This is a genomic window from Devosia sp. Root105, assembly GCF_001424865.1.
Lineage (GTDB): Bacteria > Pseudomonadota > Alphaproteobacteria > Rhizobiales > Devosiaceae > Devosia_A.
Genome location: NZ_LMCR01000019.1, coordinates 448,900 through 463,381, shown reverse-complemented (window position 1 = coordinate 463,381; position 14,482 = coordinate 448,900). Strand labels below are relative to the sequence as shown.

General features: G+C 64.7%; 10 protein-coding genes. 2 read left to right on the top strand and 8 right to left on the bottom strand.

The window, feature by feature from the left end:
* Positions 1 to 58 precede the first annotated feature (58 nt).
* From ASC68_RS24730 to ASC68_RS24710, 5 genes are all read right to left on the bottom strand, one after another.
* Positions 59 to 1,366: an extracellular solute-binding protein gene (locus ASC68_RS24730; RefSeq protein WP_055885652.1), complete on the bottom strand. Its 1,308-nt coding sequence runs from the start codon at positions 1,364 to 1,366 to the stop codon at positions 59 to 61.
* A 636-nt stretch (positions 1,367 to 2,002) separates the two neighbouring features.
* Positions 2,003 to 5,185: a glycoside hydrolase family 38 C-terminal domain-containing protein gene (locus tag ASC68_RS24725; RefSeq protein ID WP_055885649.1), complete on the bottom strand. Its 3,183-nt coding sequence runs from the start codon at positions 5,183 to 5,185 to the stop codon at positions 2,003 to 2,005.
* A 5-nt stretch (positions 5,186 to 5,190) separates the two neighbouring features.
* On the bottom strand, positions 5,191 to 6,003 hold the full coding sequence (locus ASC68_RS24720; RefSeq protein ID WP_055885646.1) for a carbohydrate ABC transporter permease: 813 nt from the start codon (positions 6,001 to 6,003) through the stop codon (positions 5,191 to 5,193).
* The gene (locus tag ASC68_RS24715; RefSeq protein WP_082528453.1) at positions 6,003 to 6,893 is read right to left on the bottom strand and encodes a sugar ABC transporter permease; all 891 of its coding nucleotides are present in this window, start codon (positions 6,891 to 6,893) and stop codon (positions 6,003 to 6,005) included. Before ASC68_RS24715 ends, ASC68_RS24720 begins: the two co-directional genes overlap by 1 nt.
* A 109-nt stretch (positions 6,894 to 7,002) precedes the next feature.
* Positions 7,003 to 8,316: an extracellular solute-binding protein gene (locus ASC68_RS24710; RefSeq protein WP_082528452.1), complete on the bottom strand. Its 1,314-nt coding sequence runs from the start codon at positions 8,314 to 8,316 to the stop codon at positions 7,003 to 7,005.
* A gap of 282 nt (positions 8,317 to 8,598) precedes the next feature.
* Here ASC68_RS24710 and ASC68_RS24705 point away from each other — a divergent pair, with 282 nt between their 5' ends.
* Positions 8,599 to 9,642 (top strand): LacI family transcriptional regulator, encoded by a 1,044-nt coding sequence (locus tag ASC68_RS24705; protein ID WP_055885637.1) that lies wholly within the window; start codon positions 8,599 to 8,601, stop codon positions 9,640 to 9,642.
* A 299-nt stretch (positions 9,643 to 9,941) separates the two neighbouring features.
* On the opposite strand, the gene ASC68_RS24700 is transcribed toward ASC68_RS24705, so the two are convergent.
* The 3 genes from ASC68_RS24700 to ASC68_RS24690 form a co-directional block, all read right to left on the bottom strand.
* Entirely contained in the window at positions 9,942 to 10,745 is an 804-nt protein-coding gene (locus tag ASC68_RS24700) for an alpha/beta hydrolase (RefSeq protein WP_055885632.1), read from the bottom strand.
* Positions 10,746 to 10,871: 126 nt separating this feature from the next.
* Positions 10,872 to 12,008, bottom strand: a complete 1,137-nt coding sequence (locus ASC68_RS24695; RefSeq protein ID WP_055885629.1) for an alpha-D-ribose 1-methylphosphonate 5-triphosphate diphosphatase — start codon at positions 12,006 to 12,008, stop codon at positions 10,872 to 10,874.
* A gap of 102 nt (positions 12,009 to 12,110) precedes the next feature.
* Positions 12,111 to 13,034: a helix-turn-helix domain-containing protein gene (locus tag ASC68_RS24690; protein WP_055885626.1), complete on the bottom strand. Its 924-nt coding sequence runs from the start codon at positions 13,032 to 13,034 to the stop codon at positions 12,111 to 12,113.
* A gap of 175 nt (positions 13,035 to 13,209) precedes the next feature.
* On the opposite strand from ASC68_RS24690, the gene ASC68_RS24685 reads away from it, so the two are divergent.
* Positions 13,210 to 14,463, top strand: coding sequence for a sugar ABC transporter substrate-binding protein (locus ASC68_RS24685; RefSeq protein WP_055885623.1), 1,254 nt, complete (start codon positions 13,210 to 13,212; stop codon positions 14,461 to 14,463).
* Positions 14,464 to 14,482 lie beyond the last annotated feature (19 nt).

Sequence of the window (14,482 nt, the reverse complement as noted above, 5' to 3'; positions counted from 1 at the left end):
CGGCAGGACCGGGAGGAAAGTCCATAATCCTGCCGCCGTAACGCTCAGGCGGAGCGTATCAGTTGGCGATGGTCCGGCCGGTCTGGCCGGCAACCAGCGCGGCGGCCTCATCGAGCACGGTCTTGGGGTCGGCGCCGCTCAGCAGCACCTGGGTCTGGGCATCGGTATAGGCCTTGAGCGCCCGGGCATAATCGGTGGTGTAGTTCACCGTCGGGGTGTTCTGGCCGAGCTCATCGATGAAGAACTTGTTCACCTCGGCATCGAAATAGGCGCTCTTCTTGACGAAGCCGTCGCTCTCCAGCATCGGCTTGAAGCCGGGGAACATGCCGCCGCCCGCGTAGGTCGCCTGCTGGCCCTCGAGCGTACCCATCGCATATTTGACGAACTCCCAGGCCGCCTGCTTGTTCGGGCTGGTGCCCGCTACAGAGAGGTAAGTACCGCCCGAGATCGCGGCGGTCAGCCCGCCGGCCTCGACCGCCGGCGGGAGCCTCAGGCCCCACTTGCCGGCCATGTCAGGAGCTTCGTTCTCGAACACCCCGGCCGCCCAGGAGGCCGCCGGGATCACCGCGACATTGGTCTGCCCCTTGATCTGCAGCATGAAGTTGTCCCAGCCGCCCGGGATATCGGCGACGACACCGGCATCATTGGCCTTTTTGATCCACTCGAGTGAGCGGAGGCCAGCCGGCCCGTTCATGGTGATCTCGCCGGCAGCGTTGAAGTAGAAACTGCCCTGCAGGTTGGTCAGCAGCTGCCACAGCCCGGCGGAGTCGGCGACGGTCGCTGCCTTGTCCATCGAGATCAGCGGCGCACCGGTCGCCTCCTTGATCTTCTTGCCGGCCTCCAGCAGGTCATCCCAGGTGGCGATCGTGTTGATGTCCACGCCCGCCTGGTCGAACAGGTCCTTCCTATAGAAGAAGCCAGAGGTGTTGACCTCGTAGGGGATACCGTAGACCCCGCCATCGGCTGACGAGCCGCTGGCCCACATGCCTGAGGGGAACTGCGCTGCAAGGTCGTCGGCGCCGACCTCGCTCAGGTTGACGAGCCCGGTCGGGAAGGTCTCGATGTAATTGCCGATATAGTCGATGCCGATGTTGAGCACGTCGGCGAGGCCGGCGCCGCCCGCCGCCATGCCGGCGGTGATCTTGTCCCAGATCGCTGGGTTGCCGACGTCTTCCACCTTCACCGTCACGCCCGGGTGCAGCTTGTTGAAGCCGGCAACCGCCGCTTCCAGCCCATCGGCGGGAGCGGTCCAGCTCCACACCGTGATGGTGCCGGTCAGCTCCTCGGCCGGAGCGGCCGTCGCCAGTGTGGCGAGCGCCGTGGTGGCAAGGGCAAGCCGCGCCAGGCGCCCGGTTGCCGCAAACAAACGTCCTACCGTGTTGTCCAGTTTTTCCTCCTCAGGATTCCTCGGTCCCGATCGCCCCCTGCAACTGGCCACCAGACTTCGCTGGCTGATTTCACCGTGCTGCCGGGATCGGATCGTGCCGAACGCTAGCAGCCGAAAATCAGTCTTGCAATAGTTCATTGCAAATTTGCAGAAATCTGGACAACGCTGGCTGGAGGTTGCACGAACGACAGCGGCCGCCTCCGGGTGGGAGGCGGCCGCATGAAACGTGGGAAGTAAGTTAGGGTATCATTTGGCGGTGCCGGCTCAGTGGTCGGGCTCACCAGCTGAGTGACGATGTGATCGCCTCCCTCCCCCTTGAGGCAGGGCTATCGCATATGGAGCACTGACAGTAGTTGGATGGCCTTCTCCCCTTGTGGGAGAAGGTGGCCGAAGGCCGGATGAGCGCTACACTTCGTTGCGCGGACCCCTCATCCGCCCTTCGGGCACCTTCTCCCACAAGGGGAGAAGGCAAGAGCTGCCCATCGCCGCCATATGCGATAGCCCTGCCCTTGAGGGGAGGGATTGAGGGAGGGGGTGGTCCTGTGATCACCGATGGACCCCCACCCCCAACCCCTCCCCTCAAGGGGGAGCGAGAATCCGCGAAGATATCCGGGATCAGCTGGCGTCTACGTCCAGCAGCAGCGTCGCGATCTCGAACGGCCTGAGCTGTAGCGTCACGCTGTTGCCGTTGAGTGCGATCGGCTCGCCGCCTTCTTCCATCAGGTTGACCAGCCTCGCCGATTTCACCGGCACGCCGAAACTGATCGTGGCGGTGGCGCGGGCATTGGCGTGCTCGAACACCCGCAGCACCAGCGCATCACTCTTTTCGGCCTTCTTCACCGTCTCCAGCGTAACGTTCGGCTTGTCGACCGAGGCGAAGGAGAAGCTCGTGCTTTCCGCGGGCGCGGAGGCCTGTGCTGAGACATCGCCGATCACCGCCACCGGGTTGTTGAACCGCTCGGCCGCCACCGGCACGTCTGAGAGGTCGCTGACCCCGTCATGCACCAAGAGCGCATATTTGATGCGGTGCTCGCCGCGGTCCGATGCCGGGTCGGGGAAGGTGGCGCCGCGTAGCAGCGTGATGCGCACCAGCTGTTCCACCGCGTCATAGCCATACTTGCTGTCGTTGAGCAGCGCGGCGCCGAAATCCGGCTCGCTGATATCCACCCAGCGATGCATGCTGGCCTCGAACCGGGCCCGGTCCCAGCTGGTATTGCGGTGCGTGGCGCGCTTCACATGGCCGAACTGGATCTCCGAGCGGATCTCGGAAATGTTGAGGTCGAACGGGAATTCCGCCTTCAGCACGGTCTGGCGCTCCTGCCAGTCGACGAAAGTGTCGAATTCCACCTGCCGGGCGCCGGCTTCCAGTGAGACCACCTGTACCACCTTCGAGTTGAGATACTGCCGCTCGATGCGGAGCGCCGCGCGATAGGGACCGGTCTCCACCACCTCGATCTTCGCCTTGCCTTCTGAGAGCCTCCAGAACTGCTCCTCGAAATAGCGGTCGATATCCCAGGCATCCCAGTTGAGCGGCTTGTCCTCGTAGGCGACGAGCCGGTTCGCCGTCTCGCCCTTGGCGATCAGCTCACGGCTATGCTGCTTGTCGACCACCGAGGTGATTTCGCCATGCTTGTCGAAGCTGACCCGGATCAGCTCATTCTCGAGCTGCTTGGCCGAAGCCGAGAGGCTCGATCTCGGCGCAGCGCTGCCGGCTACCAGCGAGGCTGAGGCCCAGCCGAGCGCCGGCAAGTCGGCCGGCGCCGCCAGCGTCACGCTGCCATCGGCACCAACCAGCTTCTGCAGCGGCAGGGCTGCACCGCCCTGGCTCAGTGCCGAGCCTTCGGATGCGCCCGCGACGCGGACCAGCGCCTTGTCGCGCTTGTGCCCGGTGAAGTTGAACAGCTGCAACCCGCCCTTGGCCGTAGGCGCAATGGCCTTCGCCGCGCTGTGCCACGGCCCGTTGCCCGACGCCAGCGTCGAGAACAGTCCGGCATATTCGGCATCGCTGTCGACATAGACTTCGGCGATCGAGGTGCCGGGCAGGATGTCGTGGAACTGGTTGATCAGCACCAGCTCCCAGAACTCGTTGAGCTTTTCGCTGGGGTAGGGCGCCCCGGTTCGCATCGCCATGGCGCTGAGGAACTCGAGCTCACGCAGCACGCGCTCGGCGCGGCGGTTATTGGCCTTGTTCTTCGCCACATTGGTCAGCGTGCCGCGGTGGTATTGCAGATAGAGTTCGCCGTTCCAGGTCGGGAAGCGCATGGCGTTCTCGTCCATGCGCTTGCTGAGCCGCTTGAGGAACGGCCCGATGCCTTCGAGCTTCACCTTCGGCGCGCCGGGGATGCCGCGTTCGAGCCTTGTGCCGCGCTCGATCATGGCGCGGGTCGGCCCGCCGCCGCCGTCGCCATAGCCGTAACAGACCAGCACCTCGTCGTTCACCGACTTCGGCTCATAGCGCTTCCAGGCCCCCATCACCTCGGACACCGAGAGATCGGAATTGTAGGTGGTGAAGATCCGCTCGCTGTCGAACTTCTGCGCCGTGATCAGCTGCGCCTTGGTTTTGGTGCCGTCGATGCCGCGCCAGAAGAACGTGTCATAGGGGTGCCGGTCGGTATCGTTCCAGCTGAGTTTTGAGGTGATGAAATACTCGAGCCCCGAGCGCTCGAGAATCTGCGGCATGTTGGCCGAATAGCCGAACGTGTCGGGCAGCCACACGGTCTTGGGCACCACGCCGAAATGCTCGAGGTGGAAGCGGCGGCCGCGCATGATCTGGCGCACCATGGATTCGCCCGAGACGATATTGGCATCGGGCTCCACCCACATAGCGCCTTCGATCTCGAACTGCCCGGATTTCACCCGTTCGACCACGCCGGCCCAGATCTCCGGGTAGTCCTTCTTCAAGAAGTCGAACAGCACCGACTGGTTGTACATGAAGACGAATTGCGGGTACTCGGCCATCAGCGCCAGCACCGTCGCAAAGCTGCGGCCGGTCTTGTCCCGGGTATGCATCACCCGCCACAGCCAGCCGACGTCGAGATGGGTATGTCCCACCGCCGAAACCGTCGGCTGCACCTCGGTATCGACCAGCTCGTAGATCTTTTTGGCGATCTTCTCGGCTGCACCGAGCGAAGCCTCGAATTCCGGCGTCACCCCGCCACGCCGGTCGAGCGCCCGCAGCGACTGCTCGACCAGGTTCATGATGGCATGGCGGCGGCCATCGATCTGGGTCAGCCGGGTCGCGACTTCGAGCGGGGTCAACAGGTCGAAATAGAGCTTCTCCGCCCGCTCGTGCCGCACCAGCAGTTCGACCTTGAAGCCGACCAGCGGCCGGTCGAAGAAGGTGAAGGCGTTGACCAGCAGCGCGCGCCTGGTTCCGGGTTTTGCGTCATGCGCAATCACCAGCTCGGTGTGATTGCCATCGATCGCCTGCGCCACGTGGCCGTCGAGATAGGCGAGGCACTGCGGATCGGTGGTGCCCGGCCGGTCCTGCCACTGCGAGGAAAAGCGCAACACGAAGGTCTTGCCCTTGGCCGCCGGCGGCACGGTGACCTCTGCCGCGAACCAGGTGTGCCCCTGCTTCTTCGCCCACACCGTCTTGTCGGTAAAGGGCTGCCAGCTGCGGATATCCGCCTTGAGCGCGGCCTCCGCGTCGAGCTCGGCCTCGGTGTAGCGCCAGGCGAAGTCACCCTCGATCGGGGTCAGGATCTTGGCCTTGAGGTCGGCGCAGAGGCGAAAGAGCTTCTCCTCCTGCTTGATGTCATCGTCGAGGAGACCGAGCTTGGTCGCGAGAGTGTTCATTGAGGCTATCCTTTGACCCCGACACCGGCGAACCCGGTGTTCATGTTCCGCCGCAGCAGGAAGTACACGCCGACCGCCGGCGCCGCATAAATGATGGAGAAGGCGGCGAGGAACCCGTAGTCGATGGCCCCCATCCGCCCGAACGCGCCGTAAAGGCCCACCGACATCGGGAAGGCCGCCTCGACGCGCGAAAAGATCAGCGGCAAGAGGAACTCGTTCCAGGCGCCGGTGAAGCTGAAGAACCAGACCACTGCCAGGCCGGCCCGCGACATCGGCAGCACGATGCCGGTAACGATCTGCCAGAGCGACGCGCCATCGACATAAGCCGCCTCTTCGAGCTCGATCGGCACCGTGTCGAAGAAGTTCTTGAGCAGCAGCAGCGTGAACGGCAGGTTGAGGCAGCTCAGCGCCAGCATGACGCCGAACTGGTTCAACAGCCCCGATCGCTGGGCGGCGAAATAGAGCGGCACCAGCACGCCGACCGACGGCAGCATGCGCAGCAGCACCAGCGTCCAGAGCAAGGCGTTCTTGCCTGGCATCCTGAGCCGCGACAACGGGTAGGCGGCGGCGGCGCCGACAACCACGCTGATGGTTGCCGTTCCTGCGGCGATCAGCAGTGAGTTGAGGAACATTCGCCCCGCATCGCCACCGATGGCGCCGGTGAAGTTCCCTATGCCGAAGTTCTGCGGCCAGACCAGCCGCCCGGTCGCGGCAGTGTCGAAGGCATTGCTGAACAGCCAGGCGAACGGGCTGACCCAGATCACCGCCATGAAGGCGAGCGCGATCGCCATCGGTCGCGAGAGCGTCGTGCGTTCCATTACTTGGGCTCCCGCAGCATGCGTAGATAGACGGTGGAAAGGGCGCCGACGATCAGCAGCATGGCCACCGAGATGGCGCTGCCGAAGCCGAGATTGCCGCGGGCAAAACTCTGGTTGTAGAGGAACAGCGCCAGCGTTTCCGTCTGCCGGCCCGGCCCGCCGCCCGTCATCGCGAAGATCAGCGGGAAGTAGGTGAAGGTCCAGATGGTGATGAATAACAGGTTCGTGGCGATGTGCGGCCGGATGATCGGCAGCACCACCAACCAGGCGCGCTGCCAGCGGGTCGCGCCGTCGATCTTGGCTGCCTCGATGATCTCCCTCGGCACTGAGTCGAGCGCCGCGACGAACAGCAGGTAACTCCAGGCCGTGCCTTTCCAGATATTGGCGAGCGTGACGACCGGCAGGGCGAAATCGTTGATGAAGTTGATCGGCTTGAGGCCGAACGGCACGACGAACAGCGAATTGATCAGCCCGGTCTGCGACGTAGTGGCGGACCACAGAAAGGCCGCGACGATGTCGGGCAGCAGCCAGCCGAGCATGATGCAGATTTCGACGACGCTGCGGGTAGTGGAGACGGTGCCGCGCAGGGTCGCTGCGAGCAGGAAGCCGAGCACCGACTGGCCGACAATCGCCGAGAAGAAGACGAAGATCACCGTGGTCCAGAGCGACTCGAGAAAGCCCTTGCGAGTGAACAGCCGCTCGTAGTTCTCGAGGCCCACCCAGGACCACTCGACAGCCTTGCGGCCGGTGAGGCCGAGGTCGGTGAAACTGAAGGTGACGGCCCAGCCGGTGAAGAAGAGCAGCGCACCGACCAGAATGATCGCCGGCAGCATTGCGGCACTGAGCAACCATAGGTTGCTGGTGATCCAGGGGTTGGCCTGGTGTCTCATGGACGGCTCGTTCGAATAGAGGACGAAACTGGACCCGCGCCGGCAGGGCCGACATCAACCGTCACGGCGGCACCCCAGTGGGGGGCGCCGCCGCGTCGGGAGGATCCGCTTATTCGTACGTGATGACCTTCTCCGCGCCGAACTCGTCGACGAGCGCATCGTGGTAGTTCTTCACGGTGTCCTCGACGCTGGCGCCGTCGAGGATTTCCGTCGTCATCGTCTGCACCAGCGCCGAAACGGTCTGGTAGCCTGGGATGGTGTCGCGGCCGGTGGTGTCGGCTGCGAGCGACGTCGCCTTGGCGAGGTAGGCATCGGCCATGTACTCGGGCGACTCCGAGATGTCGGTGCGGACGCCCATCCGGTGGTTCTTGATGGTCCAGTCCTTGAAGTTACCGACGTCGAAGATGGTGGTGAGCAGCTGGAACGCCTTGGCCTTGTCGGCGGCCTTGGAGTTCACCGCGATGGTCCAGCCGCCCGAGATGTTGGTGGTCGCCTTGTTGCCCGGATCGCCCGAGCCCGGCCACGGTGTCCAGCCCACCATCGCGTCGCGCTCTTCGCGGCTCGGCAGGTTCACGCCGTTGCAATCCCACAGGCACGCATCTTCCCACGAGCCGGAAGCGAGAATGCCGAGCTGGTCGTTGGCCAGCGCCTCGCGGACCGCGGCGCCAGGATCGGCTGCGTAGTTAAGGTCGGCCGGCTGGCCGATGTCATGGTAGACCTTGCGGTAGAGTTCGAGCGTCTTGCGGATCGCCGGGCTGTCACCGATCCACTGACCGGTCTCGCGGTTGAGCAGGCGGTTGCGATCCCCCTCGGGCACATCGGCGCCGAGCAGCGCCATGTAGAAGCCCTGCATGGTGGCGCCTTCGCCCTGCTTGATGCCGGCCGGCAGCTGGAATGGATACTGCACGCCCGCGTCCTTGAGTTTTTGTGCAGCGTCGAGCACGTCGGCCCAGCTCTTGGGCTCCCACGGCACGGTGATGCCGGCCTTCTCGAAGTTGGATTTATCGTACCACAGCATGCGCACGTCGGTGTCGGTCGGCAGCGCATAGACCGCGCCGTCATAGGACGCGACGTCCAAGAGGCCAGGCATGTAATACTTGTACTGGTCCCAGCCTTTGGCCGACTCAGTCAGGGGCTCGAGATAGCCGGACGAGGCGAACTCGGAGACCATGAACGAGTCGAGCTGGATCACATCGGCGGCGGTGCCCGCAGCCAGATCGAGCGAGGTGCGCTGGTCGTAAGCGGCACCCGGCAGCTTGATCGCCTCGACCTTTTCGCCGGTCGCGGCTTCGTAGTTGGCGATACCGGGCTCGACCAGAGAGGCCAGCCACTCGGCGTACATGATGCTCACCGCCTGTGCGGGGGCAGTGGCTGCCAGCAGCGCCAGCGCCGCCGCAGACGCCAAGAGAGTCCGTTTAAGCATGAATTCCTCCTCCAAGGGTTTGGCGTCGCAACCCTCATGCGTGGGCTGCGCGGCACCTCCTGAGTGCGCGGAGAGCTAAGCGCATTTATTGCAACGTTGCAATGATTGGTGCAGAATTCTTCGAGTGACGTACGTCATGTTGAGTTTTCATAGCAAATTCAATGTGATAGACGCTGATTAGACGGTTGGTTCGTCGTCTGCATCGTTTGCATCGATGCAATTTTCTGCAGTTCCCGCCACCCGGTGGCCGGTGTATGAGGAGGCGGGGTCCAAGAAGCGACGATGACGAAGTTCAGGCCAGAAGCCAGCAGGGGCATCCGCAAGCCGTCGGGCAAGCGGGCAACGCTGAAGACCATCTCGGAACTGACCGGGTTGAGCCTGTCGACGGTGTCGCTGTCGCTGCGTGGCGGCGCGTCGTTGAAGGAAGAAACTCGCCAGAAGGTGGCTGAAGCGGCAGCGCAGGTCGGCTATGTGCCGGACCGCGCCGGGGTGCGCCTGCGGACCGGCAAGACCAACGTCATCGCCCTGGTGCTCGATGGCTCGGACGAAGCCATCGACTTCTCACGCCACATGATCCGCGGCATCGGCGATGCCATCGGCGGTACCCGCTACCACTTGACGGTGATGCCCGAGTTCGACCGCAGCCGCTCAGTCGAAACGGTGCGCTATATCCTCGAGAACCGCACCGCCGACGGCGTCATCATCACCCATACCGGAGCGCGCGACCGCCGGGTGCAGTTGATGATGGATCACGATTTCCCGTTCGTCAGCCACGGCCGCACCGAGTTCTTCACGCCGCACGCCTTCCACGATTTCCATTCCGAGGCGTTTGCCGAACTGGCGGTGGAGCGGCTGGCCGATACCGGGGCGCGCGATATCCTGATTTCAGTCGGCGACGGCACCACCAACAACTACCACAACATCGTCCGCACCTTCGAGCGCACCGTGGCCCGCCGCGGCATCACCGGGCGCGTCGTGGTGCAGGATGGCATCCGCCCCGCCTCGGCCGAGATGCGCCAGTTCGGCCGCGATCTCGCCGACAAGCCGGATCGGCCCGACGGCATCATCTGCGACAGCGAAACCCGCGCCATCTCGATGCTCTGCGGCCTCGAGGATGGCGGCGTCCTGCTCGGCCGCGACATCCGCTTCATCTGCAAGCAGACCTCGGACATCCTGTCGACCGTCTTCCCCAACGTCGATACCATCGAGGAAGACGTCTACGCCGCGGGGCTGGAACTCACCCGCCTGCTGTTGCGGCGCATCGACGGCGAGGCGGCGGAATCGCTGCAGACCCTGAGCGAACCGGTGGCGCACTGGCGGAGCTGAGGGTTGCCTTCCTCACCAGCCTCGACCGATACCCACCAACTCTCCACCCCCACCGGGTGTCATCCCAGCGAAAGCTGGGACCCAACTATCGGCTGGCGCGGGCGGTGAAATGGGTCCCAGCTTTCGCTGGGATGACATCGAGTTTATGGAGCCATCTCAGCCCATAGCGCTGACTTGCTGCTCCCCTCTCCCTTGTGGGGAGGGGTTGGGGGTGCGGGTCCATCGGTGATCACCGCACCACCCCCTCCCTCAATCCCTCCCCTCAAGGGGGAGGGAAGCGAAAACTGTGAGCGCGTGGTCTAGGCGCCAACGCGACCCAGAAACCTCAGCACTTGCGCGTTGAACACCTCCGGCCGCTGCAGCGGGGCGAAATGGCTCACCACAGGCAGCAGCACCAGCTCCGCCCCCGGAATCGTCCGCGCCAGATACGCCGCATGTTCCGGCCGGATGAACTCTTCCTTCTCGCTCTGGGCAACCGTCACCGGTACCCGAATTCCCTCCAACTGCGCCGCACTGTAGTTCGGCTGGGTCCGCTGCATCAGCCCAACCGCATCGGCAAATGCCTGGAACGCGTCGGGCGTCGCTGAGAGCCGCCCATAGTCCTTTACGTGCCGGTTGAAACAACGGCCGATCACTGGTGTCATCTCGAACGGGTAGGTGCCGCTGTCATCGACGTTGCAGGCGAAGTAGAACAGCCCGCTGACCCGCTCCGGCGCCTTGTCGGCCATGATCAGGCCGATCACCGCCCCGTCGCTCCAGCCGACGATTGCCGCACGCTTCAGCCCCAGCGCGTCCATCACCGCAAAGACGTCGGTCGCCATCAGCTCGTAGCTGTAGGGGCGGCCGTCCCGCGAGCTGTGGCCATGGCCGCGGCTGTCGACCACCACCACCTGGTGGCCGGCATCGACCAGCGGCTGCACCTGGTGCTGCCAGTTGCCGGCATGTCCAAGCCCGCCATGCAGCAGGATCACCGCCGGGCCGGCGCCGAAACTGGCGTGCCAGATCTGCGCCCCGTCATTTTCGACATAGGCCGATACGCCGCCCGATGGCAGCTCCGCCCCCACATCCTCGAAATGCTTCAGTTCGTCATCGCTGAACGTCATGGTCCCTGCTTGCTCGTTTCCGGTTGGCAACGCAACTGGTCGAGCGAGCTCGGAGCCATTCGACATTCAGGAGTCACTAATTCGGTCCCGCTTTCGGACTGGAAAAGTCTGCGACTTTCCGGAAGCTCAGGCCAGCTGTTTTCCGCCGACCCAGATGCCGCGGATCACCGGCTGATCGCCGACCAGCCGCACCCGTAGCAGATCCGCCCTGAGGCCCGGCGCCAGCCGGCCGCGATCGGCCATGCCGATGGCATCGGCGGCGTTGGCGGTGACCTTGGCGATCGCCTCGTGGAGCGGCATGCCGCGCCCAGCGAGGATGAACGGCGCATGCAGCAGGCTCGCCGGCACATAGTCCGAGGTGAGGAGGTCGAGCAGCCCGGCATCGGCAAGGCTGGTGGCGCTGGCATTGCCTGAATGCGAGCGGCCGAGCACCACATTGGGCGCCCCCATGACGATCTGCATCTTGAGTTCACGCGCCCGCTGCGCCGCCACCAGCGTGGTCGGAAACTCGCTGATCGCGATGCCGTCGGCGTAGGATTCCTCGACATCGGCAATGGAAGTGTCGTCATGGCTGGCGATGCGGAGGTTGCGCGCCCGGCCCAGCGCCCCGATCGCCGCGCGTCCGGGCACCACATAGGTGGTCTGGTCGGCGCGGCGGTCGGCGAGATAGGCGTCGAACTCCTCGTCGGTCCACACCTGCGAGTTCTTCTTGCGCCGGAATTCGCGATAGAGCTGGGTATTGTGCCACTGCCGTTGCCCCGGCGTGTGATCCATCACGCTGAGCAGGCGCAGCGCCGGATTGTCGATATGGCGCTCGACGATCCCCAGCAGTGCCGGATCCGACAGCTCGCAGCGGAAATGCAGGTAGTGGTTGGCTTTCACCAGCCCGGCGTCGCGCGCTTCGGTCAGCCCGGTGATCGCCGCATCGAGCATCGCCGTGCGCGCGCCGCCGCTGTCATAATCGCCCAGCGACAGGGCATCGAGCACCGTGGTGACACCGCCGCCCAGCATCTGCCAGTCATGCGCGAGGACCGCCGAGAGGGTCGATGGCCAGCGCACCCCCGGCCGCGGCTGGAAGTGGTGCTCCATATTGTCGGTATGGAGGTCGATCAGCCCCGGCAGCAGCAGGTCGCCTTCGAGATCGATCTCGGCGCCGCCGCTCGCCTCGCCCACGGCACTGATCTGGCCATCGGCGATGCCGAGCTCTCCCTCGATCACAGCGTCCGGCAAGACGAGGCGGGCATTCCTGAAGGTGGTGTTCACGGGCGTTGATTCCGATGTGGCGGGCGGCGCGGGCGGGAGACTCACCGCGCCCGGGGAGGGCGAAACCGAGGCGTGATATGACATGTCCATGACGAATTGACGTCAAAGAACGAGCCGTGCCGTTTCCCGTTTCGCAGCACTGCGCCCCTCATGGAATTCCAGCCGGTAATGCCGGGGCGTCTTGCCCAGCCGTTTCTGGAACGCATCATAGAGTCGGGCCAGCGAGGTGTAGCCGCACTCGAACGCCACCTCGGCGATCTCCATGTCGGTATCGACCAGGAGCCGCATCGCGTGCTGCAGCCGATGCCGGCGGATATACTCGCCGATCGACATGCCCAGCACCTTCTGGAACGCCGCCCCGGCATTGGTGGCATGCAGCCCCGATGCCGCCACCACGTCGCGCACGCTCACCGGCGTATCGAGATGGTCGTGGATGAAGCGCGTCATCCGCTCCGCCATTGCCACCGCCCGGTGGCCCGAGGGCGACATGGCTGGGGCCGGGGCGCGTCCTCCCGCCCGGGCGATCGATTGCGACCAGGAGAGGCGCCGTACCCTCAGCCGCACCTCCTCCTCGAGGATGTGCCGCTGTGCCGTGTCGGCATCCTGCCACTCGCGCGTCCAGCGCGCGAACATGTGCCGGTCGCCCTCGTCATGCTCGTGGCTGTAGAACACCTCGCCATCGAGGATGGCCTGGCGGAAGCCGGGCTCGAGCGGCAGGCTGAGGAAGAACGATAACGGCATATAGGCGCAGCTGAACCGCTGCTGCTCCTCCACCGCCACCACCTGGTGCGGCGTCGCCGCCCAGAAGATCGCCAGCTCTCCGGCATTCAGCACCAGCCGGCGTCCGTTGATCAGGTAGGTGAGCTGCCCCGACCACAGGTAGTTGAGCTCGATATGGTCGTGCCAGTGGCTCTCGGGCATAGCGTCGGCGAGATGCGTCTCGACGCAGAACTCGTGCCGCAGGATCTCTTCGTTATTGTCGGACATCGGCACGTCGCTGGGAGTGGTGCGCAGTGCGTTTGGCATGGCGTCCCTCCCTGATGCCGGCAACGACAACCCTCATAGTCGCTACTTTTCCGGAAGAATAACACCGAAATTCCGGAAGATTACGCGTCCGCTTTGCCAGACAGTGGGTTCCACGGCCGGATGGCGAGAGGGAAAGCGCTCTCCGGCAACAGGGATCAGATGGAGGGTTGCACCTATGAAGGCATTGCTTTCGGCCACCGCATTCACCGCGCTGGCACTGTCGGCAACGGCGAGCTTCGCCGAGACCAACCTCACTTATATGATGTGGGGCGATCCGCCGGAGATCGCCGTGTGGGAGGCGATCGTCGCCGAATTCGAGGCTGCCAACCCCGATATCAAGGTGAAGGTCGAGGTCTCCGATTGGGACAGCTACTGGGACAAGCTGCGGGTAACCACCGTGGGCGGCAACCCGCCCGACGTCTTCGCCATGGATGCGCCGCTTTACCCCGATTGGCAGTCGCGCGGCAGCCTGCTCGATCTCTCGCCCTATCTCGCGGCGGCCCCGGAGACGCTCAATGGCGTCTATCCCGGCCCGCTCGCCGCCTACCAACTGAGCGCCGGCACCTTCGGGCTGCCGCGCGATTTCCAGACCATCGTGCTGTTCTACAACAAGGCGATGTTCGACGCCGCCGGCGTGGCCTATCCCGATGACAGCTGGACCCTCGACGACCTCCGCGCCGCTGCCAAGAAGCTGACCATCGACAAGGATGGCGACGGCCAGACCGACCAGTGGGGGCTTGGCACTGAGCTGTGGGACATGGAGCCGATGTGGGGCCCGGTGGTCTACAGCTATGGCGGCGCGCCGATCAGCACGGATTTCAAGAAGACCACGCTCGGTGACGCCCCGGCGACCGACGCCTGGAAATTCCTCGCCGATTTCCGCCTGAACGATGGCTCGGTGATGAGCCAGGAAGACCTCGAAAGCTATGGCAGCGATGGCTTTCTTGCCGGCGTTGCGGCAATGACCTTCTCCGGCCACTGGGTGGTTCCGGCCTATTCCGAGCTCGCCTTCGAGTGGGACGTGGCGCCGTTCCCCAAGGGCCCGGCCGGTCGCGCCACGCTGGTCAACAGCGCCGGCATTGTCGTCAGCGCCACGACACCCAATCCGGATGCGGCCTGGAAATTCGTGCAGTTCGTCATCAGCGAGAAGGGGCAGTCGAAGCTCACCGAACTCGGCTTCGCCATCCCGGTCATCGACAAGGTCGCCAACAGCCCGGTGTTCCTCGAGCAGAAGGCGCGCGGCACCCACAAGGTATTCCTCGATGCGCTGGCCTACGCCCACACCAAGCCGAGCTTCCGCGGCTATGAGGAATGGTCGGCCGCTGTCGGCGATACGCTGGCGCTGGTCTGGACCGGCGAGATGAGCATCGACGACGCGCTCGCCGAGATCGTGCCGAACGCCGACGCGGCGCTCGCCAACAACCAGTAACCCGCCAGGGGACCCGGGC